The 25,901-nt window shown below is 39.7% G+C and carries 10 protein-coding genes; 6 read left to right on the top strand and 4 right to left on the bottom strand.

Going from position 1 to position 25,901, the window contains the following annotated elements:
- Positions 1 to 563: 563 nt before the first annotated feature.
- On the bottom strand, positions 564 to 1,568 hold the full coding sequence (locus tag ACQ2HF_RS09745) for a 3-oxoacyl-ACP synthase III family protein (protein WP_432410236.1): 1,005 nt from the start codon (positions 1,566 to 1,568) through the stop codon (positions 564 to 566).
- A gap of 174 nt (positions 1,569 to 1,742) precedes the next feature.
- Here ACQ2HF_RS09745 and ACQ2HF_RS09740 point away from each other — a divergent pair, with 174 nt between their 5' ends.
- A complete protein-coding gene (locus ACQ2HF_RS09740; protein WP_432410235.1) occupies positions 1,743 to 4,196 on the top strand; it encodes an alpha/beta hydrolase family protein in 2,454 nt (817 codons plus the stop codon).
- Positions 4,197 to 4,365: 169 nt separating this feature from the next.
- On the opposite strand, the gene ACQ2HF_RS09735 is transcribed toward ACQ2HF_RS09740, so the two are convergent.
- The 3 genes from ACQ2HF_RS09735 to ACQ2HF_RS09725 all read right to left on the bottom strand — a co-directional run bounded on the left by ACQ2HF_RS09735 (position 4,366) and on the right by ACQ2HF_RS09725 (position 9,290).
- Positions 4,366 to 5,685: an ABC1 kinase family protein gene (locus ACQ2HF_RS09735; protein ID WP_432410234.1), complete on the bottom strand. Its 1,320-nt coding sequence runs from the start codon at positions 5,683 to 5,685 to the stop codon at positions 4,366 to 4,368.
- 117 nt (positions 5,686 to 5,802) lie between these two features.
- Entirely contained in the window at positions 5,803 to 6,495 is a 693-nt protein-coding gene (locus ACQ2HF_RS09730) for a TetR family transcriptional regulator C-terminal domain-containing protein (RefSeq protein WP_432410233.1), read from the bottom strand.
- A 260-nt stretch (positions 6,496 to 6,755) separates the two neighbouring features.
- Positions 6,756 to 9,290: an alkaline phosphatase family protein gene (locus ACQ2HF_RS09725; protein WP_432410232.1), complete on the bottom strand. Its 2,535-nt coding sequence runs from the start codon at positions 9,288 to 9,290 to the stop codon at positions 6,756 to 6,758.
- 206 nt (positions 9,291 to 9,496) lie between these two features.
- On the opposite strand from ACQ2HF_RS09725, the gene ACQ2HF_RS09720 reads away from it, so the two are divergent.
- From ACQ2HF_RS09720 to ACQ2HF_RS09700, 5 genes are all read left to right on the top strand, one after another.
- On the top strand, positions 9,497 to 12,625 hold the full coding sequence (locus ACQ2HF_RS09720; RefSeq protein WP_432410231.1) for an HYR domain-containing protein: 3,129 nt from the start codon (positions 9,497 to 9,499) through the stop codon (positions 12,623 to 12,625).
- Positions 12,626 to 12,827: 202 nt separating this feature from the next.
- Positions 12,828 to 14,717 (top strand): molecular chaperone HtpG, encoded by a 1,890-nt coding sequence (gene htpG, locus ACQ2HF_RS09715; protein WP_432410230.1) that lies wholly within the window; start codon positions 12,828 to 12,830, stop codon positions 14,715 to 14,717.
- Positions 14,718 to 14,899: 182 nt separating this feature from the next.
- A complete protein-coding gene (locus ACQ2HF_RS09710) occupies positions 14,900 to 18,154 on the top strand; it encodes a proprotein convertase P-domain-containing protein (RefSeq protein ID WP_432410229.1) in 3,255 nt (1,084 codons plus the stop codon).
- Positions 18,155 to 18,670: 516 nt separating this feature from the next.
- Positions 18,671 to 21,970, top strand: coding sequence for a proprotein convertase P-domain-containing protein (locus tag ACQ2HF_RS09705; RefSeq protein WP_432410228.1), 3,300 nt, complete (start codon positions 18,671 to 18,673; stop codon positions 21,968 to 21,970).
- 465 nt (positions 21,971 to 22,435) lie between these two features.
- Positions 22,436 to 25,729, top strand: a complete 3,294-nt coding sequence (locus ACQ2HF_RS09700; RefSeq protein WP_432410227.1) for a proprotein convertase P-domain-containing protein — start codon at positions 22,436 to 22,438, stop codon at positions 25,727 to 25,729.
- The last annotated feature ends 172 nt before the right edge of the window (positions 25,730 to 25,901 follow it).

Genomic DNA, 25,901 nt, shown 5'->3' with positions numbered 1-25,901 from the left:
TTTTTTTTCAGCTTTTATAGCGGTTTAAGCTAAAAGAATGTTAAAACCAAAATGAGATGTAACAATACGAAAATGCACCCGTCTATATAATAGAAATATTTCAAGTTTTTGTTGTGAAAATTTTTACGTTGATGGTTAGTGTTAATAATAGCAACAAAAACGAAAACCCGAGGTTCTAGATCTCGGGTTTTTTTTAAAAATGTTACTAAAAAGTTAAATATCAAATCCTTTTGAAACTTTTGGTACGATATTTCGTCTATAGAGATAGAACATATTACCTAAACATTTGTAAGTTATTTGAATTAGCCTTTAAAAATTTAGAATATGTAGGTTAAAACCTTTCAACCTTCGGGTTGGAAGGTTTTTTTATGCAATAAATACCCGCTACTGGGTATTTTTTCATTAGCAACCCTACCGTACATTTGAAGCAGAAAATCCACTAAACTAAACTTGAGGAGTTTTAGTTTAACAGAAAGGACCGTATTTGGGGAAATGCGGTTCTTTTTCTTTTAAAATTTCTAGCGAAAAAAATAAGTTATTCCCCCATTAGGAAGCTTGCGAGGTTACCATCTCATAATCACGCTACCCCACGTAAAGCCACTACCAAAAGCAGCCAGTACTACAAGTTCACCCTTTTTAATTTTTCCCTGTTCCCATGCTTCGGACAAGGCGATAGGGATGGATGCGGCAGTCGTATTTCCGTATTTTTGTATGTTATTAAAAACCTGATCATCACGCAAGCGCATTTTTTTCTGAATGAATTGTGCGATTCTCAGATTGGCTTGATGTGGTATTAACATATCAATATCTGAAGCCTCTAGGCCGTTTGCTTGTAGACCTTCATTAATTACTTCAGCAAACCGAACTACGGCGTGCTTAAAAACAAAAGTTCCATTCATATAGGGATAATAGGGAATGTCTTCTTGCGGATTTTCAGCAATAATTTGTGGCACCCAATACTCGGTACTAGGGCCTTGAAGGGATAGTTCATCTTTATGTTTTCCTTCAGAGTGTAAATGGGTGGAGAGAATACCGCCTTCGCCTTCATTTCTGGAAACCACTGCTGCTCCGGCTCCATCACCAAAAATTACCGAAACCCCACGTCCACGTGTCGTAAAATCAAGACCTCCACTATGGTTTTCGGCACCAATAACAAGCACATTTTTGTACATTCCAGTTTTTACAAATTGATCTGCAACCGAAATAGCATACACAAAACCACTGCATTGGTTACGCACATCCAATGCTGGAATGGTACGCATTCCCATCATTTCCTGCACTTGCACCCCACCACCTGGAAAATACATATCCGGACTAAGTGTGGCAAAAACAATCATATCTATATCGGTAGGCACCAGTTTTGCACGTTCTAAAGCCATGGTAGCCGCCTTTACAGCCATAACAGAAGTAGAATTACCATCTCCTTTCTTAATATGACGGCGTTCTTTTATACCCGTACGTTCCTGGATCCAGGCATCGTTGGTGTCCATTACTTTTGAAAGGTCGTCGTTGGTAACTACATTTTCTGGAACATAATGCCCCAAACCACTAATTTTTGATGTAAACATAATTATAATTATAAGGAACGGGAAAGATACCTATTTGTAAGAATGCAAAGAAATTTTTTGAAATGTGTTGCTATGCGCGCATAGGAAAAGTATCTCTTTAAAATTTTGGATTCAGATTTTTCCAACTTCAATTTCAATTTCAAAATTCGTATCTTTTCAAAAATTATATTCCTCATGAAAAAACTCTCTTTTTTACTCGTATTTTTACTGTGCAGCGTACCGTTTCTAGCGCAAGAAGGCACTGGCTATCAAAAACCTCCTCAGGAAATTCTAGACCTGGTAGATGCTCCTTTGGCACCATCGGTATTACTGGACGATGCTGGGGAAAATGTGGTACTACTCTACCGTGATGCCTACAAAAGCATCGAAGAACTTTCGGAAATAGAACTTCGCTTAGGGGGTCTTCGCATTAACCCAAAGACCAACATTGGGAGTCGTACCAATTACTACAACAATATTATGGTTAAAAAAGCTACGGCTGCCACAGGCACTCAAGTAAATGGATTACCAGAAAATCCCAGACTTTCCAGTTTTTCCTGGTCTCCTAATCAAAAAATGATTGCCTGCCTTCATACAACTTCGGAAGGTGTGGAAGTTTGGATTCTGGATATAGAAAAAGCTTCAGCAAAAAAAATAACTCCTGCTACTGTAAATGCCAATATGGGTGATGCGCTTAATTGGTTTAAAGACAACAGTTCTTTGCTTGTGAAAATGCTGCCTGCTAGTAGAAAAGAGCTTATAAATACTTCGGAAGCAGTTCCTACCGGACCAACTATTTCAGTAAGTGATGGCGCAAAAGCACAAAACAGAACGTACCAGGATTTGTTAAAAAATCCAAACGATGAAGCTAATTTTCAGCAACTGGCACTTTCAGAAATAAAAAAAGTAAGTATTGGCGGAATGGTCTCCGATTTTCTACCCGTAGGAATGTATCGAAATGTAAGTTTTTCTCCGGATGGAAATTATGTAATGGTTTCAGAAATAAAAACACCATTTTCGTATTTAGTACCGTACAACAGGTTTCCCTATACTGAAACTGTATATTCCAAGGATGGTAAGAATCCGCAGGTGGTGAATACTGTTCCGCTTGACGAAGTGCGTCCAAAAGGATTTATGGCAACTCGAACTGGAAAAAGAAATATGTCTTGGCGCTCAGACAAACCATCTACATTGTATTATGTAGAAGCACAGGATAGCGGCGACCCGGAGATTGAAGTGGCGTATCGTGATATTGTATATCAATTGGAAGCTCCTTTTACAGCAAAAGGAAACCAGATTACAAAGACTAAAAATAGATTTTCCGGTATAACCTGGGGGAACGAATCTACAGCTATTGCCTACGATTACTGGTGGAATGACCGGAATACAAAAACGTATCTCTTTAACCCACAAAATCCTTCTAAAGAAGCAAAAATTATAAGCGACCGAAGCTATCAGGATCAATACAGCGATCCTGGTAACTTTGTCACCAAACGTAATGAATATGGAAGCTATGTGCTTTCTATAAATAAAGGTAAAGCTTTTTTAATGGGTGAAGGGTATTCTGAAAAAGGACAATTTCCATTTATAGACGAATATGATCTAGCTTCACAAAAAACAAACAGAATTTACGAATCTGCTTATATCGATAAAAAAGAATCATTGATAGATGCTGTGGATTTAAGTAATGGAAAAGTGCTTGTACGAATTGAATCACCTAATGAATATCCTAATTATTATTTCAGAAACATTAAAAAGAAGGAAAGCTTAACTCCTGTAACTTCTTTTGACAACCCTTATAAGAGTTTACAAAATGTACACAAAGAAGTAATCACTTACAAACGTGATGATGGATTGGAACTTGAAGGCACCTTGTATTTACCCGTTGGCTACGATAGAAATAAAAAAGAGAAAAAGCCCATGATTTTATGGGCCTATCCGCGTGAGTTTAAGGATAAAAATAGTGCGTCACAAAGTACCACCAATCCAAACGAATTTATCTACCCCTACTACGGAAGTCCAATTTATTGGGTCACCCGAGGTTATGTAGTGCTTGACGATGCTGCGTTTCCAATTGTTGGCGAAGGCGATGAAGAACCTAATGATACGTTTAGAACCCAGCTAGTAGGCAACGCCAAAGCAGCTATTGATGCTGTGGATGAGCTTGGTTATATTGACCGAAATCGTGTAGGCGTAGGAGGTCATAGTTACGGGGCATTTATGGTAGCAAATTTATTGAGCCATAGCGATTTGTTTGCTGCAGGTATAGCCAGAAGTGGCGCGTACAACCGTACGTTAACACCTTTTGGTTTTCAAAGCGAAGAACGCAGCTATTGGGATTCGCCAGAAACCTATAATACCCTATCCCCTTTTATGCACGCAGATAAAATGAAAACGCCCTTATTGTTGGTACACGGAGAAGCAGATAATAATTCTGGAACGTACCCACTACAAAGTGAACGTTATTTTAATGCGCTAAAGGGACTTGGAGCGCCTGCACGTTTGGTAATGTTACCCAAAGAAAGCCACGGCTACAGAGCTAAAGAGAGTATTTTGCATTTACTTTGGGAGCAAGATACCTGGTTAGAGACCTATGTGAAGCATAGAGATATGAATGAGTTGAAAACTACTCCAGAGATCAAGAAATAGTCATTATATAAAAAAAGAAAAGGGAAGCTCCACAGCTTCCCTTAAAACAACCTAACCAATAAATAATAGGGTATTACTCTTTTTCATAGCAATTCTATTATCCCATTTTGATTACTGTAAAGATAATTTTTTGTTTAACGTAAATAAATTTTTATTAAACAATATTTTGTTAAAGTTTTGATGCTGAATAGCTTTTATACCGATTAACAGTCACTTTTGCTCCAAGATCATTTAATAAATTATATAAACCAAAAAAAGTTCTGTTTATGTACAGAAAGTGTTTTGAGCCTCTATTCCCATTCATTTTACGAATTTCGGTGTCTTTGGAATATTTTTCACTTAACTGAGCAATATTTCCAAAGAAATTTTCATCACTAAAGTCGAACGTTTCATGATGAAAAGGCTGTGAAAACAAACTAAGCATTTCGTGAAATAATGCAGAAAAAAATATAATTTCTTCTTGAGTATCTTCAGGTTTCAAGATTTCCAATTCATACAATTTTTCTGAAAACACTTCTGGATTATTAATGTTTTCCGGAACGGCCAACTCAAAATAGGGCACATAAAATACGTCTGGCACTTTCTTAATACAACCGAAATCTATTGCTATTAAGTCATTTTCTGCTGAAACCAAGAAATTCCCTGGATGTGGGTCTGCGTGAACTTGTTTTAAAACATGCATTTGGTACATATAAAAATCCCACAATGCCTGGCCAAGTTTATTGGCCGTTTCTGTATCTGTATTTCGGTTTGTAAATTCTGAAAGATGTTCTCCTTCCATCCAATCCATCGTGATAATACGCTCATTGGAAAGGTTTTCGTAATACTTCGGAAATTTTAAATGTGGAATGTGTGCGCACGCTTCCGTAATTTCTTTGCTTTGTTTAACTTCTAGCAAGTAATCTGTTTCTTCCAGAAGCTTTCCTTCCACTTCTTTAAAATATTTATCGCTATCCTTTCCTTTTATGTTAAACATCTTCATCGCCACTGGTTTCACCAATGCCAGATCACTACTAATACTATCTGCCACTCCAGGATATTGGATTTTAACGGCTAACTTTTTACCATCCTTTTCTGCTTTGTGTACTTGTCCAATACTTGCTGCTGCCACAGATTCAGCATTAAAGCTATCGTATAATGCATCTGGAGTTTTACCAAAATATCGGGTAAAAGTTTTACGTACTAGAGGAGCAGACAAAGGCGGTACCGAAAATTGAGCTAGTGAAAATTTCTCTACATACGCCTTGGGCATGATGTTCTTTTCCATACTTAACATTTGAGCAACTTTTAAGGCAGATCCTTTTAAATTTTTAAGTCCGTCGTAGATATCTGCAGCATTTTCTTTGTTTAGTTTATCCTTGGTTGTAGCGCTATCTACCAACTTCTCGCCATAGTATTTTAAGTAATTCCCTCCTACTTTTACACCCGTTTTAACCAATTGTGTAGCACGTGAAATTTTACCTGTTGGGATGCTGTCTAGTGTTTTCAATTTGAAAGTTTAGTTGTTAAGTATTGAAAATTAAAAAATAAAAGCATCTCTAGAATTAAGATGTTTAAGTGATTTTTAAATGCGCAAGCATTAAAAAATGTATCGAAGGTCTCAGTTTTAATGGCTAGAAGCTCGCTGAGCAGAACCGAAACGCTCCTTCCAAAGAAACTTTCCAAAATCTAATACACTTTCTAAAGGGGTTGTTTGAAAAACATCGAAAATGGCGCGTACAGATTTTTCGATCACCACATCGGTTTTCTCAAAATTGGCAGAAGTATCTTCCATCCAATATTTTAAAATCAATAAAGTTTGCAACCAGGCACCTTCAGAAAAAACAGATACTGGTTGCTTTAAGATTTTCATTTGCTTTTCGTCATTGGCATCTTCTATAAGCGCTCCCGCAAATTCTTTTAGGAGAGATCGTAAGACTTTTAACTGGCTTAGATTCTTCATCATACCAGGATGTTCTTTTAGGGCGAAAAGTACGTAACTACGATTTGCGGTAAGAATTTCAAAAAAAGTATAGAAAAATGTAAGCATTTTCTCTTGGTTCCCGAACTGCTCGTATGCCTTATTTTTATGAGCCAATTCCATGGCATGGTTAAAAAAGCTAGTCCATATTTCTTGTCGTACCCCTTCAAAACTTCCGAAGAAACTGTAAAATTCAGTTTCTTTCATTTTATGATTCTTGCAAAATTTATAAACACTCTTTGGAGTCTCTTCGTGTTCCAGAACGTATTGCATATACGCTGAAATAATGCTGGCTCGAGTAACTTTGTTAGTGGCTGTAGTTGTTTTTTTTGCGCTCATAATACATGGATTAATTCTTCAGAAAATCAAAATAGCAACTATTTTCGAAGCACAACAAAGATATATAACGTTTAACCAATAAGACACATGCTTAAACAGAATGTTGTGTTAAAAATGGGTATGTCTATGCGAATTATGCGCAATTTAAAGGTTATGAGCAGGGCTTATGTAAACGTAGATGATAAAAAATACAGTGATTTTAACAGCAATAAAACCCGTTTTAAAATAAAAAACGGGTTTATAGCATGCTTGTAAAGTACTTAGCTTTTTACGTTACGGTATAATGTGGTATCTACGCAGGCTTTCATAGTTTCTATATCTAGTGTAGGATTCACAAATTCGACCACTTTACCAATAGCTTGCTCTGGATTTTTTATAACCTCTTTATAATCTATGTATAAAAATTCTACCCCAGGTTCACTCTTTTGCCAATTATCTACGGACAATACGGTTTTCTTGTAAGACTCCAACAATGTAATGGGTAGTGTTTTGGCATCTTTGCCTATCATAATTTGCTGAGAGGTGACTATCTCATTCAGGTTTCGGCGCATAAAGATAACTTTGTAACGATATTGTGGGTCCAAAAACTTTAAAAGTGGCGCCACCACTTTCACCGATTTCCCTTGGGCCAAGTGTAACCAATCATTATTTTTTTGAAGTCCTTTTACGGGTTCATATTCAAAATATCCTTTTGGGTTAGAGATATCTGCTTCTCGCTTGCCATCTACCAGCGCATTGATACCAGCACTATGTAACATTTGCATCATAAGTGACGTTCCAGATCTTGGAAGTCCAGACACTATTAATATTTGTGTATCGTCAAAAACTTTGGCTTTCTCTTTGTTTCCTGAAAGCTGGTCATTAATATTTGCTATGGCGTGTTCTGCTTTGTGATGCGTCATTGGTTTAAGGCGCGCGGCGTTTTCAAAAGCATTTTTCGCCATTTCGTGCTCCCCTAAATTTTGAAGCGCTTCCCCTAGCGTATAATGTGCTTCCGGAAAATATTTTATAAGCTCTATGGCAACAAAGGCATGTTCTGCGGCATCTTCAAATTGTCCTAACCTATTATACGTTAATGCTAACGCTTGTTGAAAACGTGCATTATCTTCTTCGGTTTCCATAGCTTCCAGAAAGGAATCTCTCGCTAGTTCATATTTCTCCAAACGTAAATATTGTTTGCCTAGTTCATACCAAATGGCTGGCGTAGGTTTCTTTTCTTTGGCTTCTTCCAGTAGTTTTATTCCTTTATTAATTTTACCCTGACCTAAAGCAATTTTTGCTTCTGAAACGGTAGTAGAGAACTTAAATTTATGCTCCAGTGTTCTAAGTTTAGCCAGGTAGGTTTCAGCTTCATCGTACTCGTCAAGATTTAACGAAATGGTTAATAAATCTATATAAAACGGCACGGTATCAACATCTTCGGTTACTAACTCCAATAAAAGTTCTTTGGCGCGATGAAAATCTTTTTTCCCTTTATGAACTCGCGCTAAATTGTGTTTTACATCACATTTCACCTGTCTAAGCGCTTTATCTTTATCTTCATCCAGCGCATCTACATATCCTAAATCTATAAGTTGTTGCAATTGTTCCTGATTTTCTATGGTAGTAGAATAATCGCCTTTATGTTCTCCAAATTCCCCTTCCACAGCATCCCAACTTTCTATAAACTGAACTGGTTTCGGATTTTCATACATATCCTGAATCACCTTTCCGTCCATGTCTTTTCCTACTGGCAGGTTAAAATGATGTAAAATAGTAGGAGCAATATCGAACAAGCCCAACCCGAATATTTTAGTGTTTTTCTTTATACCAGGTCCCATGGCAGCAAATATCCCAAACTGCCTGTGCTCCATAGCCGGGGCAGCATTAAATTTGGGCATTTCCAGAATTCGTAAGGAGCCAGACTCGTAGCCGTGGTCACTCATTACTATAATGGTTGTGTCCTCATCTGCCAGCTTCATCATTCGTTCCAGCATCATATCCTGAAATACGTAAGCGCCTGTTATTACTTCATTATAAATATCAAAAAGTTTTGGTGGGACTGGACCTAACTTTGGGGGATGAAATTTCATAAACCCATGACAAAAGTGATCTATAGCATCATAATAAACAGCCATAAAATCCCACTCGGTTTCCCGCATAACTTTCGTAGCTGCTGCATGAATACTTGAATTTTGCGCTAACACATGGGCAAAATTCTTTAAGCCCTCATCCTTACTTTGATCTATTTGTGCAGCCTTTGGTATAAACGGAAGAATATGTGCCGGGGTTATTTCCTTGGGGTGAATTCTATACTTTTGGTAGGTTTCTAAAAGTTCTGGAGGGTGTATTGTATGTGGATCTATTGGCCATCTTGCAACAGGCCTCTTTTTATCGTATCCTTTTTGAAATTTATCTGAAATCACAACACCATTAATTGGCTCTGCAGGATGCGTAGGCCACCAGCCCACTAAATTCGATTTTTTTCCTTTATGTGTTAAGATATTCCAGACGGCACGTGTTTTTCTGGACTGAACTGAAACGGGTTGAATTTCGTTATCTTGATTTACTTCTATAAAATTAAGAATCCCGTGCTTATCGGGTGTTTTTCCCGTTGCCACACTAGTCCACAACATAGGTGAAAAAGGGGGGTCCAGAGTGCTCATATTGGCATAGACCCCATTAGAAATCAATTTTTTAAAGGCAGGCATCTTGCCTTGATTGATTAATGGCCACATTATCTGCCAATCTGCGGCATCCCAACCTAAAAGTAACACCTTACCCATGTGAACTACTGTTTTTATTTTTTTTTTCATTTCGCCACATATCCAATCCTATATCACCTAACGCTAATAGACCAAGAGACCCTTCTGGCTCTACACGAATACCCTGATTATTTTTTGATTTGGATTGTCCTTTTTTTTTATTCCTATTGTAACTCATTCTTTTATACTAGTTTCGGTCTGTAAATATCAAAAAAAAACTATCTTTATATTAACTAATGTTTAACAAAATTTTAATTATGAAGAAAAATAACTTTTCAAAGTTGAGCAAACGCATGGTTCAGTATGGAGCATTATCGGTCGTCATGGCTGGTGCGGCGGATGTCAACGGACAAATTGTCTACACCGATGAAGTTCCAGATTTTGCTGGAGGCATTGGTGGACAATACTTTTTAGACTTAAACAACGATGCGACAAATGACTTTAGAATCCACCATAACGGAAGTTCTAATTTATATGTTTCTCCATTAACAGCGAACAATAATGTGTTAGGAAGTGGAGGAGCAACCTTTGCGTATCCTTTTGCGTTATCTGCTGGAGCTACTATTTCTAGTGGTGCAGGAACTTTTTTTAACAATGGATTTTCCGGAGGCTTTCAATCCTTAAACTATGGTTCTTGTTCCTTTGGTAATTGGTGTAACGTTACAGATAGGTATCTTGGTTTAGAATTTGATTTCGGTGGTAACACTTATTATGGCTGGGCTCGTTTAGATGTAAGCTTCAATGGTTCTAGTTGGACCATAAAAGATTATGCGTACGAAAGTACTTCAGGTATGGCAATTATTGCAGGAGAAACTTCTTCAGTGCCTACAGATCCCATCATAAACTGCCCAGGCGATCAAATAGTGAATGCGAACCCAGGAGAATGTGAAGCCCCTTTTGGTTTTGCAACCCCTACAGCATTAGATCCTAATGGCGGTTCAGTAACCGTAACTCAAACTATGGGAGCTCCTTCTCCAGGACCGTATCCTGTAGGCGTTACCACTATTGAATTTACAGCAACCAACGACGATGCTCCCAACGAGACCACTACGTGTCAATTCACCATAACCGTTGTGGACAACCAGGTGGCTGTACTAACCTGCCCTGCAGACATTACTCAAACTAACGATGCTGGCCTTTGTGAAGCATTAGTAACCGTGCCACAACCTACGGTAGCAGACAACTGTCCTACCGATCCAGCTGGCCTGGTAAACGATTACAATGGCACAGCAGATGCCACAGACGTATACCCAGTGGGAACTACTGTAGTAACCTGGACCTATACAGATGGTGGAGGAAATAGCGTGGACTGTACTATGAATGTAACAGTAACCGACGATGAAGCTCCAGAAATACTTTGTGTTGGTGCACCACCTTCTGGTGCAGGTACTGCTACCACTACCCCAGGAACAGCAATTCCAGACAGTAATCCAGCTGGATTGACAACGACTCTGGATATTACAGACGATTTTAACATTACAGACCTTGATGTAGATCTGGACATTAGCCATACGTGGGTAGGTGATATAATTGTTACCCTTACGGCTCCAGATGGAACCACTTCAGCAACCATCGTTGACCGTCCTGGTGCTCCGGCAACAGGTACTTTTGGATGCTCTGGTAATGATATACTGGCAACCCTTGACGACGAAGCGGCTACTGCTGTGGAAGACGAATGTGGTGGAGGTGTACCAACAATTGCAGGTTCTTTTATACCCAATGAGGCACTCTCTGTTTTTGATGGTATAAGTACCTTAGGTACCTGGACCTTGAATGTGAGTGACAATGGTGGTGGTGATACCGGTACCTTGAACGCCTGGAGCCTAAATTACACTTATGATGCTGTAGCTTCTCCGCCATTTGATGTGATATTAGATGTGAATGGCATGGCTACTGTAAATGTTGCGGATTTATTAGTAAGTGCAACAGATAACTGTGGTACTGTAACAGCAACTACAGAAGGTGAGATAGGAACTTCTACTATGGCTTCTATTACAACTGTATTTGACTCTAACAACGGTCTTGGTGGTGGTAGTGCTGTATACTTTGATGTTACTGTAGGAACTAATGATATTGAGATTACAGATTTAGATCTTAATACAGGTGATCCAGGAGCCTTTACGGTAGAAATGTATACCCTTGTAGGTACTTACGTAGGAAATGAAACAGATCCTACAAACTGGACACTTACTGCTACAGGTGCTGGTACTGCTTCAGGAACGGTAGACGTACCTAGTAATGCAGTACTTGATGCTTCTGTAACATTAACAGCAGGAACTACCTACGGTGTTGCCCTAGTAATGGATGCAACGCACGGTCATTCCTATTCAGGAACAGGAGGAGATCCTTCTCCAGGAATGTTAATGTATAGCAATGCAGACGTAACCCTTAATTTAGGAGCTTCATCGTCTGCGCCATTTGCTGGTACAGCGTTCTCTCCTAGAATCTGGAATGGAAGTATTAACTATCTAGTTGAATCTGCTACACCAGGTCCAGTGACGAGTTTTATGGTAGATTGTGAAGACGTAGGAGAGAAGACTGTTGAAGTAACAGTTACCGATGCCTCTGGAAACACTTCTATGTGTACAGCAACTATAAATGTAATAGACAACATAGCTCCTATGCTCGTATGTAAAGACTTTACACTAGAATTAGGTGCAGACGGAACAGCAATGCTAGATCCTATGGACCTTATAGATATGAATCTTACTGTTGAAGCTTGTGGAATCTCTGTAGCAGGAGTAGATATGGACGACTTTAGTTGTGACGACATAGGCACTCCACAAATGGTAACCTTGTTTGTAAGTGACCCTAGTGGGAACCTTGCTTCTTGTGTCGCTACTGTAACCGTTGTAGACCTATTGGAACCTGTAGTGACCTGCCCGGCAGATATGACTATAGATCCAGGAGCAGGCAACCAGTTGTATGAAGTACCAGATTACTTCGCAGACGGACTTGCTTCAGCGGTAGACAACTGTACAGATCCATTGACGGTATTCGCACAGGATCCAGCAGCAGGATCTTTTATTGGCGACGGTGTATATACAGTTACCTTGAGCGCGACCGATGCGTTTGGCAATGTAGGTGAATGTACCTTCGAGCTTACCATCGAAAGCATCCTGGGTGTTAACGACAATACCCTGGAGACAGGAATAACTTTATATCCTAACCCTGCACAAAGTCAGGTGACGCTGTCTAATACCTCTAACATCCTGCTTAACAAAGCAACTATGTACGATGTAAACGGAAAGTTAGTGAACACTGTAGACCTTACAAGTATGACCACAGAGAAAACAATTGATATTTCTAAATTGGCTTCTGGGGTGTACATTGTACAGATAGAAAGTGAAAATGCAAGCGTTGTAAAACGTTTGATTAAGGAGTAATCCTAAAGGTTTTAACCAACCAAAAGAAAACCCCTTCCAGCAATGGAAGGGGTTTTTGCTTTATTGGATAACTCATTAAAAAAAACCATTCCAATAGTATTTGTGACATCCTGTCATAAACTCATTATTGGTACTCTCTTTGTCAATACAGAATAGAAACTAAATAATACGTTGCGGAGCAGCGAATAAATACTAATAAAATATGAGTACAGGAACCATTAATGTAGCGGTAGAGAATATTTTTCCGTTAATAAAGAAGTTTTTATATAGTGATCATGAGATTTTCTTACGTGAGTTAATAAGTAACGCTACAGATGCGACTCTTAAATTAAAACACCTTACCAACATTGGAGAAGCCAAAGTAGCCTATGGCAACCCAATAATTGAAGTTAAGATAGATAAGGAGAAAAAACAACTTCACATTATCGATCAAGGTATTGGGATGACGAAGGAAGAAGTAGAGAAATACATCAACGAGATTGCTTTTTCTGGCGCTGAAGAGTTTATTGAAAAATATAAAGATAAAAAAGGTGAAGAAGCCGGAATTATTGGTCATTTTGGCCTTGGTTTCTATTCAGCTTTTATGGTGGCGAGTAAGGTTGAAATTATTACCAAAAGCTATAAAGATGCGCCTGCTGCACATTGGACGTGTGATGGCTCACCCAATTATACGTTGGAAGAAGCCAACAAGACTGAAAGAGGTACAGAGATCATTCTTCATATATCTGAAGACGAAACCGAATTTTTAGAAAAAGGGAAAATCACTGACTTGTTGACCAAGTACAACAAGTTTATGCCTATCCCAATTAAGTTCGGCACTAAAACTGAAACGCTCCCAAAACCTGAAGATGCCAAAAAGGAAGACCCCGCTCCTACTAAAGAGGTTGACAATATAATAAACAACCCTAATCCGGCTTGGACTAAACAACCAACCGATTTAAAAGATGAAGACTATAAAAGCTTCTATCGGGAATTATATCCAATGCAATTTGAGGAGCCGCTCTTCAACATTCATCTTAATGTAGATTATCCTTTTAATCTTACGGGAATTTTATATTTCCCCAAGATGAAAAACGATATGAACATCCAGAAGGATAAAATTCAACTGTATCAAAATCAGGTATTTGTAACCGATAATGTAGAAGGTATTGTACCCGAATTTTTAACCATGTTACGTGGTGTTATAGATTCTCCAGACATTCCTTTAAATGTTTCAAGAAGTTACTTACAGGCAGATGGTGCCGTAAAGAAAATAGCAAGTTATATTACCCGTAAAGTAGCAGATAAGCTGAAATCGCTCTTCAATGAAAATCGTGAAGATTTTGAGAAGAAATGGGACGATATTAAAATTGTGATTGAATACGGGATGTTGACCGAAGATAAATTCTTTGAGAAAGCACAGCAGTTTATGTTGTTCCCAACAGTAGACGGAACGTATTTCACCTTTGCTGAATTAAAAGAAAAATTGGCAGCAACCCAAACCGATAAAGATGACAAACTGGTATTGCTCTATGCTTCAAACAAAGAAGACCAACACAGTTATATTCAACCTGCCAAAGAAAAAGGCTATGAAGTATTGTTGTTAGACTCACCCATTATTTCGCATTTAATTCAAAAAATAGAATCTGAAAACCAAAATGTAAGCTTCGCACGTGTAGACGGAGACCATATTGATAATTTAATAAAGAAAGATGAAGCTACTAGTTCGAAACTTTCAGAGGAAGAACAAGAAACTTTAAAAACGTATTTGACTGAAACCATTCCTTCAGAAAAATTTACCATTCAATTGGAAGCAATGGATAGTAATGCAAATGCATTTACCATTACTGAACCTGAATTTATGCGCCGTATGAAAGAGATGCAACAATCCGGCGGTGGCGGTATGTTTGGGATGGGTGGTTTTCCAGAAACCTACACCCTTATCGTAAATAGCAATAACGAGTTGGTAGGTGAAATCTTAACGACTAAAACAGCTAAGAAAAAGGAACGTTTAGTAAATCAGGCACTGGATCTTGCCAAACTCAGTAAAGGGTTACTCAAAGGAGAAGAGATGACTAAGTTTATAAAAAGGTCCTATGAAATGATTAAGTAATTATAAACATTTTTATAAAAAAAGCCCGTTCCAAAATTTGGAACGGGCTTTTTTATAAAAATTTTCCTACAAAATTAAAAAGTGTTGTTTATCGAAAAAAGCTACCCTTAATCTAAAATAATATTTTATGATTTTTTTAAGAATTAGATTTGAGACTCTAACTATTAATTAAAAATTATATTATGAAAAAAATTATGTTTTTTATATTGCTGATATCGTATTCAGCAATCTTTTCTCAGGCTGGACCGCTTGTGAATCCTAACAGTTCAGAGCTCAATGCTCTTAGCAATCCTTATCAGGAAGGGTCTTCAAGAATGATGGCGGATGCAGTTTTACTTCTTTTTTCTGACAATTCCAATTCCTCTACTATTTTACAAAATAATTTACTGACTCAAGGTTTTACTACTGTTGACCTTCAATCTGCTGGAAGTAGTAACCCGACTCTTGCACAACTTAATATGTATGATGCAGTAGTAGTTTGGTCGAATAGTTCATGGTTTGATGGAGTTTCATTGGGAAATATTTTAGCCCAATACGCTGACGGTGGCGGGGCAGTAGTCGATATCACATTTGCAATGCTCGATAATGCTGCTGGTTTTGGAACAGACATCCTTGGTGATTTTGATACTACATATGATTATTTTAACAATCCAGGTGGTGTATATAACAATGGAGCAGGTTTAGTCTTAGGTAACGTATTAATTCCTGGACATCCAATAATGGCAGGAGTTACTTCTGTTGATGTTGACACTCAAATAGTTGGAACAATAGACCCTTCGGCGACTTTAATTGCAGAAGATAGTAACGGAAATCCGTTAGCCTATGTTAAAGAGAATCTTGGCCCTTCAAGTGTACGAAGAGCTTCTATTTCGCTTTGGCCAAATGTAGTAGATCCTGCACAAGATGGTTTTTTAATGATAGCCAACGCTATAAATTGGGTGGCTAATGCCGCCGCTCCTCCCATCATAAATTGCCCAGGCGATCAAATAGTGAATGCGAACCCGGGAGAATGTGAAGCCCCTTTTGGTTTTGCAACCCCAACTGCATTAGATCCAGATGGCGGTTCAGTAACCGTAACTCAAACCATGGGAGCTCCTTCTCCAGGACCGTATCCTGTAGGCGTTACCACTATTGAATTTACAGCAACCAACGACGATGCTCCCAACGAGACCACTACGTGTCAATTCACCATAACCGTTGTGGACAACCAGGTGGCTGTACTAACCTGCCCTGCAGACATTACTCAAACTAACGATGCTGGCCTTTGTGAAGCATTAGTAACCGTGCCACAACCTACGGTAGCAGACAACTGTCCTACCGATCCAGCTGGCCTGGTAAACGATTACAATGGCACAGCAGATGCCACAGACGTATACCCAGTAGGAACTACTATCGTAACCTGGACCTATACAGATGGTGGAGGAAATAGCGTGGACTGTACTATGAATGTAACAGTAACCGACGATGAAGCTCCAGAAATACTTTGTGTTGGTGCACCACCTTCTGGTGCAGGTACTGCTACCACTACCCCAGGAACAGCAATTCCAGACAGTAATCCAGCTGGATTGACAACGACTCTGGATATTACAGACGATTTTAACATTACAGACCTTGATGTAGATCTGGACATTAGCCATACGTGGGTAGGTGATATAATTGTTACCCTTACGGCTCCAGATGGAACCACTTCAGCAACCATCGTTGACCGTCCTGGTGCTCCGGCAACAGGTACTTTTGGATGCTCTGGTAATGATATACTGGCAACCCTTGACGACGAAGCGGCTACTGCTGTGGAAGACGAATGTGGTGGAGGTGTACCAACAATTGCAGGTTCTTTTATACCCAATGAGGCACTCTCTGTTTTTGATGGTATAAGTACCTTAGGTACCTGGACCTTGAATGTGAGTGACAATGGTGGTGGTGATACCGGTACCTTGAACGCCTGGAGCCTAAATTACACTTATGATGCTGTAGCTTCTGCGCCCTTGGATGTGATATTAGATGTGAATGGTATGGCTACTGTAAATGTTGCGGATCTATTAGTAAGTGTAACAGATAACTGTGGTATTGCTTCTATAGAAATTTTAGGAGGTGCTACCATACCTGATATTGATGAATGTGGGGATAATGCGGGTGCTGTCATTAGCAATACGCTTCCTCCAACCGAATCGAATGCTACCGTACCAGATTCTGGTATTATTGGAGTTGATTACGCCCTTAATAGTGTTGAAATAGATATTACTCATAGCTGGGATTCAGATCTTGAAATTGAACTAGAATCTCCTTCAGGAACCATCCTTACCCTTTCTGATGGAAATGGTGGGTCTGGAGATAACTATACGGGTACCGTATTTATGGATGGAGCACCTAATATTACAACAGGATCTGCACCTTTTACCGGAACTTTTGAACCAGAAGGAGGAACCTTTGCTGCTACTTTCGACGGAGAAGATGTAAATGGAGATTGGATACTACGTGCAACAGACGATGCTGCTGGTGACGATGGTGTTTTTAATAGCTACTGTATTAATTTTATATCTTTAAATTCATCTCAAGCACAATTTACGTGTACCGATGTTGGAGAGTCTACGGTGGATATTCTGGTAACAGATACTAGTGGGAACACTTCTATGTGTACTGCAACGGTAAATGTGATAGATAACATAGCTCCTATGCTCGTATGTAAAGACTTTACACTAGAATTAGGTGCAGACGGAACAGCAATGCTAGATCCTATGGACCTTATAGATATGAATCTTACTGTTGAAGCTTGTGGAATCTCTGTAGCAGGAGTAGATATGGACGACTTTAGTTGTGACGACATAGGCACTCCACAAATGGTAACCTTGTTTGTAAGTGACCCTAGTGGGAACCTTGCTTCTTGTGTCGCTACTGTAACCGTTGTAGACCTATTGGAACCTGTAGTGACCTGCCCGGCAGATATGACTATAGATCCAGGAGCAGGCAACCAGTTGTATGAAGTACCAGATTACTTCGCAGACGGACTTGCTTCAGCGGTAGACAACTGTACAGATCCATTGACGGTATTCGCACAGGATCCAGCAGCAGGATCTTTTATTGGCGACGGTGTATATACAGTTACCTTGAGCGCGACCGATGCGTTTGGCAATGTAGGTGAATGTACCTTCGAGCTTACCATCGAAAGCATCCTGGGTGTTAACGACAATACCCTGGAGACAGGAATAACTTTATATCCTAACCCTGCACAAAGTCAGGTGACGCTGTCTAATACCTCTAACATCCTGCTTAACAAAGCAACTATGTACGATGTAAACGGAAAGTTAGTGAACACTGTAGACCTTACAAGTATGACCACAGAGAAAACAATTGATATTTCTAAATTGGCTTCTGGGGTGTACATTGTACAGATAGAAAGTGAAAATGCAAGCGTTGTAAAACGTTTGATTAAGGAGTAATCCTAAAGGTTTTAACCAACCAAAAGAAAACCCCTTCCAGCAATGGAAGGGGTTTTTGGTTTATTGGATAACTCATTACATGTAGCGGTAGAGAGTACTATTTCCGTTACTAAAGAAGTTTTTATGTAGTGACCATGAGATTTTCTTAGGTGAGTTAATAGGTAATACTGCAGTTGCGACTCCTACAGTAAAACACCTTACCCACATTAGAAAAACTTAAGTATATGACAACCCAATGATTTAAGTTAAGATAGATAAAGAGAAAAAACAACTTCATAGTATAGACCAGGGTATTGCGATGACCAGGTTTATAAAAGATCCTATGAAATAATTAAGTAATTGTAAACATCTTTACAAAAGAGCCCGTTCTAAAATTTGTAACAGGCTCTTTTGTAATCTATTTCCTACGAAATAGAGGTATTTTATCGAAAAAAAATACATTTCATCTAAAATAATATTTTAAGATAACTTTAAGAATTAGATTCGCAGTACTAACTATTAATTTAAATTTCTATTATGAAAAAAACTATTTTTTATGTGGGGCTTGTTATGGCCTTGCTCGTAAGCACGAACCCCGTGTTTGCTCAATCCAATAATTCACAGAATTCGAATGCGAGTAATTTCTCGGGAGACATCTCAGAAATTGTGATAAATAAAGCCGTTGAGACCTATAGAGGAAGCGGTATAACAAATCGTATTCCTGCGGGCACTACGATCTTAAATTTCACAAATAATGGGGGGATTGCAACTACAACAGATTTAGAGCCAATGCTCACCTCCATTGGAGCCACTGTAACTACTATAGTGGGAGCTACAGCAGAGTTAAATACTGCATTAACATCCCAAACATTTGATTTGGCAATTATTCGGTTCTATAATGACACCATTGACGCTGCTACAATTACTGAAATCGTAAATTATATTTCAGGTGGTGGTAAAGTGATTTTTGGAGGGTATTGGCAAATCAATATCGCGCCTACACTGCTTGCAGAATTAGGTGCAGCTTCTGCTATATCTTATGGCTCACAAATCGCGGTTGAAGTATGGGATCCTGCACACCCAACATTTAATAATCCCAACACTATCAATGGATTGCCATTGGTAGCACCTACAGTACCATGGGGGATACACGGACATAGATTAGAGCCGTTGCCTGGTGCAACTTCTATTGCAGGATTTGTTGCAACACCAAATACACCTAATGAAACTGCTATTCTATTGAATGCAGCAGGAACTACTATTTATAATAGTTTTATCTCTACTAATTTTGATTCACAAGACTTTATTGATCTAATTGAAAACCAAGCAGAATTTTTGTTTGCATCAGCAAGTAATCCTCCAATCATAAATTGCCCAGGCGATCAAATAGTGAATGCGAACCCGGGAGAATGTGAAGCCCCTTTTGGTTTTGCAACCCCAACTGCATTAGATCCAGATGGCGGTTCAGTAACCGTAACTCAAACCATGGGAGCTCCTTCTCCAGGACCGTATCCTGTAGGCGTTACCACTATTGAATTTACAGCAACCAACGACGATGCTCCCAACGAGACCACTACGTGTCAATTCACCATAACCGTTGTGGACAACCAGGTGGCTGTACTAACCTGCCCTGCAGACATTACTCAAACTAACGATGCTGGCCTTTGTGAAGCATTAGTAACCGTGCCACAACCTACGGTAGCAGACAACTGTCCTACCGATCCAGCTGGCCTGGTAAACGATTACAATGGCACAGCAGATGCCACAGACGTATACCCAGTAGGAACTACTATCGTAACCTGGACCTATACAGATGGTGGAGGAAATAGCGTGGACTGTACTATGAATGTAACAGTAACCGACGATGAAGCTCCAGAAATACTTTGTGTTGGTGCACCACCTTCTGGTGCAGGTACTGCTACCACTACCCCAGGAACAGCAATTCCAGACAGTAATCCAGCTGGATTGACAACGACTCTGGATATTACAGACGATTTTAACATTACAGACCTTGATGTAGATCTGGACATTAGCCATACGTGGGTAGGTGATATAATTGTTACCCTTACGGCTCCAGATGGAACCACTTCAGCAACCATCGTTGACCGTCCTGGTGCTCCGGCAACAGGTACTTTTGGATGCTCTGGTAATGATATACTGGCAACCCTTGACGACGAAGCGGCTACTGCTGTGGAAGACGAATGTGGTGGAGGTGTACCAACAATTGCAGGTTCTTTTATACCCAATGAGGCACTCTCTGTTTTTGATGGTATAAGTACCTTAGGTACCTGGACCTTGAATGTGAGTGACAATGGTGGTGGTGATACCGGTACCTTGAACGCCTGGAGCCTAAATTACACTTATGATGCTGTAGCTTCTGCGCCCTTGGATGTGATATTAGATGTGAATGGTATGGCTACTGTAAATGTTGCGGATCTATTAGTAAGTGTAACAGATAACTGTGGTATTGCTTCTATAGAAATTTTAGGAGGTGCTACCATACCTGATATTGATGAATGTGGGGATAATGCGGGTGCTGTCATTAGCAATACGCTTCCTCCAACCGAATCGAATGCTACCGTACCAGATTCTGGTATTATTGGAGTTGATTACGCCCTTAATAGTGTTGAAATAGATATTACTCATAGCTGGGATTCAGATCTTGAAATTGAACTAGAATCTCCTTCAGGAACCATCCTTACCCTTTCTGATGGAAATGGTGGGTCTGGAGATAACTATACGGGTACCGTATTTATGGATGGAGCACCTAATATTACAACAGGATCTGCACCTTTTACCGGAACTTTTGAACCAGAAGGAGGAACCTTTGCTGCTACTTTCGACGGAGAAGATGTAAATGGAGATTGGATACTACGTGCAACAGACGATGCTGCTGGTGACGATGGTGTTTTTAATAGCTACTGTATTAATTTTATATCTTTAAATTCATCTCAAGCACAATTTACGTGTACCGATGTTGGAGAGTCTACGGTGGATATTCTGGTAACAGATACTAGTGGGAACACTTCTATGTGTACTGCAACGGTAAATGTGATAGATAACATAGCTCCTATGCTCGTATGTAAAGACTTTACACTAGAATTAGGTGCAGACGGAACAGCAATGCTAGATCCTATGGACCTTATAGATATGAATCTTACTGTTGAAGCTTGTGGAATCTCTGTAGCAGGAGTAGATATGGACGACTTTAGTTGTGACGACATAGGCACTCCACAAATGGTAACCTTGTTTGTAAGTGACCCTAGTGGGAACCTTGCTTCTTGTGTCGCTACTGTAACCGTTGTAGACCTATTGGAACCTGTAGTGACCTGCCCGGCAGATATGACTATAGATCCAGGAGCAGGCAACCAGTTGTATGAAGTACCAGATTACTTCGCAGACGGACTTGCTTCAGCGGTAGACAACTGTACAGATCCATTGACGGTATTCGCACAGGATCCAGCAGCAGGATCTTTTATTGGCGACGGTGTATATACAGTTACCTTGAGCGCGACCGATGCGTTTGGCAATGTAGGTGAATGTACCTTCGAGCTTACCATCGAAAGCATCCTGGGTGTTAACGACAATACCCTGGAGACAGGAATAACTTTATATCCTAACCCTGCACAAAGTCAGGTGACGCTGTCTAATACCTCTAACATCCTGCTTAACAAAGCAACTATGTACGATGTAAACGGAAAGTTAGTGAACACTGTAGACCTTACAAGTATGACCACAGAGAAAACAATTGATATTTCTAAATTGGCTTCTGGGGTGTACATTGTACAGATAGAAAGTGAAAATGCAAGCGTTGTAAAACGTTTGATTAAGGAGTAATCCTAAAGGTTTTAACCAACCAAAAGAAAACCCCTTCCAGCAATGGAAGGGGTTTTTGGTTTATTGGATAACTCATTACATGTAGCGGTAGAGAGTACTATTTCCGTTACTAAAGAAGTTTTTATGTAGTGACCATGAGATTTTCTTAGGTGAGTTAATAGGTAATACTGCAGTTGCGACTCCTACAGTAAAACACCTTACCCACATTAGAAAAACTTAAGTATATGACAACCCAATGATTTAAGTTAAGATAGATAAAGAGAAAAAACAACTTCATAGTATAGACCAGGGTATTGCGATGACCAGGTTTATAAAAGATCCTATGAAATAATTAAGTAATTGTAAACTATTTCCTACAAAAAACAGGTATTTCATCGAAAAAATTTACCTTTCGTCTAAAATATTATGTTAGGATAACTTTAAGAATTAGATTCGCTGCTTAACTACTAATATAAATTCATTTCTATGAAAAAAACTATTTTTTATGTAGGGCTTGTTATGGCCTTACTCGTAAGTACGATGAGCGTACAAGCGCAATGCACATCTACCAACTTTGATCTTTCGGAGTGTGGTAATGAAGCCTCAGCAGGAAGCTTCGCGGCCTCACAAGTTGGAAATCCAGCGTACAATCGTGCTGCTGCAGATGACACTTTTTATATTCATTCTACAGTTGGAAACCCTTGGGATCAAACTACTAACCAAACAGCAATGGACACTGCTTTTGGTGTTGGTAACTGGACAGAGGTATTTTTTGAAACATTAGATCCAGCAATTATTTTTGCATCAACAAGTCGTTTCGCATTTATTGATGGAAGTGAGGATAATGCTATTGAATTAGCTACTTTCCTTGCAGCTAATATTACAACTATTGAAAACTGGGTAACTGGAGGAGGAACGCTTTTATTGAATGCTGCCCCTAATGAAGGTGTTGACATCGATTTTGGGTTTGGAGGTACTACTTTAGTAGTTGGAAATTTTGCTGCCTCAGTAAGTACTGCAATTCCTACTCATCCAGGATTTACAGGACCTAACCTACCTACAGCCACTACAATGACTGGAGGTAGTTATAGTCATGCTATTATCACTGGTATAGGATATACTAGCATATTGTTTAATACTTCTTCACCTACACAATTAGTATTGGTAGAAAAGCCCTTTGGAGCTGGTACTGTGATGATGGGTGGTATGACCACTACTAACTTCCACCAACCCCTTACAGAAGCTGCAAACTTTAGAGCAAACTTATTAGTATATCTAGAAGCTTTGGCAATAGATAACTCTCCCATCATAAATTGCCCAGGCGATCAAATAGTGAATGCGAACCCGGGAGAATGTGAAGCCCCTTTTGGTTTTGCAATCCCAACTGCATTAGATCCTAATGGAGGCTCGGTAACCGTAACTCAAACCATGGGAGCTCCTTCTCCAGGACCGTATCCTGTAGGCGTTACCACTATCGAGTTTACAGCAACCAACGACGATGCTCCTAATGAGACCACTACGTGTCAATTCACCATAACCGTTGTGGACAACCAGGTGGCTGTACTAACCTGCCCTGCAGACATTACTCAAACTAACGATGCTGGCCTTTGTGAAGCATTAGTAACCGTGCCACAACCTACGGTAGCAGACAACTGTCCTACCGATCCAGCTGGCCTGGTAAACGATTACAATGGCACAGCAGATGCCACAGACGTATACCCAGTGGGAACTACTGTAGTAACCTGGACCTATACAGATGGTGGAGGAAATAGCGTGGACTGTACTATGAATGTAACAGTAACCGACGATGAAGCTCCAGAAATACTTTGTGTTGGTGCACCACCTTCTGGTGCAGGTACTGCTACCACTACCCCAGGAACAGCAATTCCAGACAGTAATCCAGCTGGATTGACAACGACTCTGGATATTACAGACGATTTTAACATTACAGACCTTGATGTAGATCTGGACATTAGCCATACGTGGGTAGGTGATATAATTGTTACCCTTACGGCTCCAGATGGAACCACTTCAGCAACCATCGTTGACCGTCCTGGTGCTCCGGCAACAGGTACTTTTGGATGCTCTGGTAATGATATACTGGCAACCCTTGACGACGAAGCGGCTACTGCTGTGGAAGACGAATGTGGTGGAGGTGTACCAACAATTGCAGGTTCTTTTATACCCAATGAGGCACTCTCTGTTTTTGATGGTATAAGTACCTTAGGTACCTGGACCTTGAATGTGAGTGACAATGGTGGTGGTGATACCGGTACCTTGAACGCCTGGAGCCTAAATTACACTTATGATGCTGTAGCTTCTGCGCCCTTGGATGTGATATTAGATGTGAATGGTATGGCTACTGTAAATGTTGCGGATCTATTAGTAAGTGTAACAGATAACTGTGGTATTGCTTCTATAGAAATTTTAGGAGGTGCTACCATACCTGATATTGATGAATGTGGGGATAATGCGGGTGCTGTCATTAGCAATACGCTTCCTCCAACCGAATCGAATGCTACCGTACCAGATTCTGGTATTATTGGAGTTGATTACGCCCTTAATAGTGTTGAAATAGATATTACTCATAGCTGGGATTCAGATCTTGAAATTGAACTAGAATCTCCTTCAGGAACCATCCTTACCCTTTCTGATGGAAATGGTGGGTCTGGAGATAACTATACGGGTACCGTATTTATGGATGGAGCACCTAATATTACAACAGGATCTGCACCTTTTACCGGAACTTTTGAACCAGAAGGAGGAACCTTTGCTGCTACTTTCGACGGAGAAGATGTAAATGGAGATTGGATACTACGTGCAACAGACGATGCTGCTGGTGACGATGGTGTTTTTAATAGCTACTGTATTAATTTTATATCTTTAAATTCATCTCAAGCACAATTTACGTGTACCGATGTTGGAGAGTCTACGGTGGATATTCTGGTAACAGATACTAGTGGGAACACTTCTATGTGTACTGCAACGGTAAATGTGATAGATAACATAGCTCCTATGCTCGTATGTAAAGACTTTACACTAGAATTAGGTGCAGACGGAACAGCAATGCTAGATCCTATGGACCTTATAGATATGAATCTTACTGTTGAAGCTTGTGGAATCTCTGTAGCAGGAGTAGATATGGACGACTTTAGTTGTGACGACATAGGCACTCCACAAATGGTAACCTTGTTTGTAAGTGACCCTAGTGGGAACCTTGCTTCTTGTGTCGCTACTGTAACCGTTGTAGACCTATTGGAACCTGTAGTGACCTGCCCGGCAGATATGACTATAGATCCAGGAGCAGGCAACCAGTTGTATGAAGTACCAGATTACTTCGCAGACGGACTTGCTTCAGCGGTAGACAACTGTACAGATCCATTGACGGTATTCGCACAGGATCCAGCAGCAGGATCTTTTATTGGCGACGGTGTATATACAGTTACCTTGAGCGCGACCGATGCGTTTGGCAATGTAGGTGAATGTACCTTCGAGCTTACCATCGAAAGCATCCTGGGTGTTAACGACAATACCCTGGAGACAGGAATAACTTTATATCCTAACCCTGCACAAAGTCAGGTGACGCTGTCTAATACCTCTAACATCCTGCTTAACAAAGCAACTATGTACGATGTAAACGGAAAGTTAGTGAACACTGTAGACCTTACAAGTATGACCACAGAGAAAACAATTGATATTTCTAAATTGGCTTCTGGGGTGTACATTGTACAGATAGAAAGTGAAAATGCAAGCGTTGTAAAACGTTTGATTAAGGAGTAATCCTAAAGGTTTTAACCAACCAAAAGAAAACCCCTTCCAGCAATGGAAGGGGTTTTTGGTTTTCATCTAGTTTTAATTTCAAAAATGAACATTAAACTATTTATAGGTATCCTTCAATTAATAGTTAGAAAATACGTACATCTACGTATTTGTTAATATTTTGTTAATGAGT

It is taken from the genome of Rasiella sp. SM2506 (assembly GCF_050859505.1).
Classification (GTDB): Bacteria; Bacteroidota; Bacteroidia; order Flavobacteriales; family Flavobacteriaceae; genus Marinirhabdus.
This window is presented reverse-complemented; position numbering and strand designations above follow the sequence as displayed.

What these genes read in the sequence shown, in the direction of transcription:
- ACQ2HF_RS09745 (WP_432410236.1), bottom strand. Translation starts at nt 1,568, where the DNA reads ATGTTTACATCAAAAATTAGTGGTTTGGGGCATTATGTTCCAGAAAAT.
- ACQ2HF_RS09740 (WP_432410235.1), top strand. Translation starts at nt 1,743, where the DNA reads ATGAAAAAACTCTCTTTTTTACTCGTATTTTTACTGTGCAGCGTACCG.
- ACQ2HF_RS09730 (WP_432410233.1), bottom strand. Translation starts at nt 6,495, where the DNA reads ATGAGCGCAAAAAAAACAACTACAGCCACTAACAAAGTTACTCGAGCC.
- ACQ2HF_RS09725 (WP_432410232.1), bottom strand. Translation starts at nt 9,290, where the DNA reads ATGAAAAAAAAAATAAAAACAGTAGTTCACATGGGTAAGGTGTTACTT.
- ACQ2HF_RS09720 (WP_432410231.1), top strand. Translation starts at nt 9,497, where the DNA reads ATGAAGAAAAATAACTTTTCAAAGTTGAGCAAACGCATGGTTCAGTAT.
- htpG (WP_432410230.1), top strand. Translation starts at nt 12,828, where the DNA reads ATGAGTACAGGAACCATTAATGTAGCGGTAGAGAATATTTTTCCGTTA.
- ACQ2HF_RS09710 (WP_432410229.1), top strand. Translation starts at nt 14,900, where the DNA reads ATGAAAAAAATTATGTTTTTTATATTGCTGATATCGTATTCAGCAATC.
- ACQ2HF_RS09705 (WP_432410228.1), top strand. Translation starts at nt 18,671, where the DNA reads ATGAAAAAAACTATTTTTTATGTGGGGCTTGTTATGGCCTTGCTCGTA.
- ACQ2HF_RS09700 (WP_432410227.1), top strand. Translation starts at nt 22,436, where the DNA reads ATGAAAAAAACTATTTTTTATGTAGGGCTTGTTATGGCCTTACTCGTA.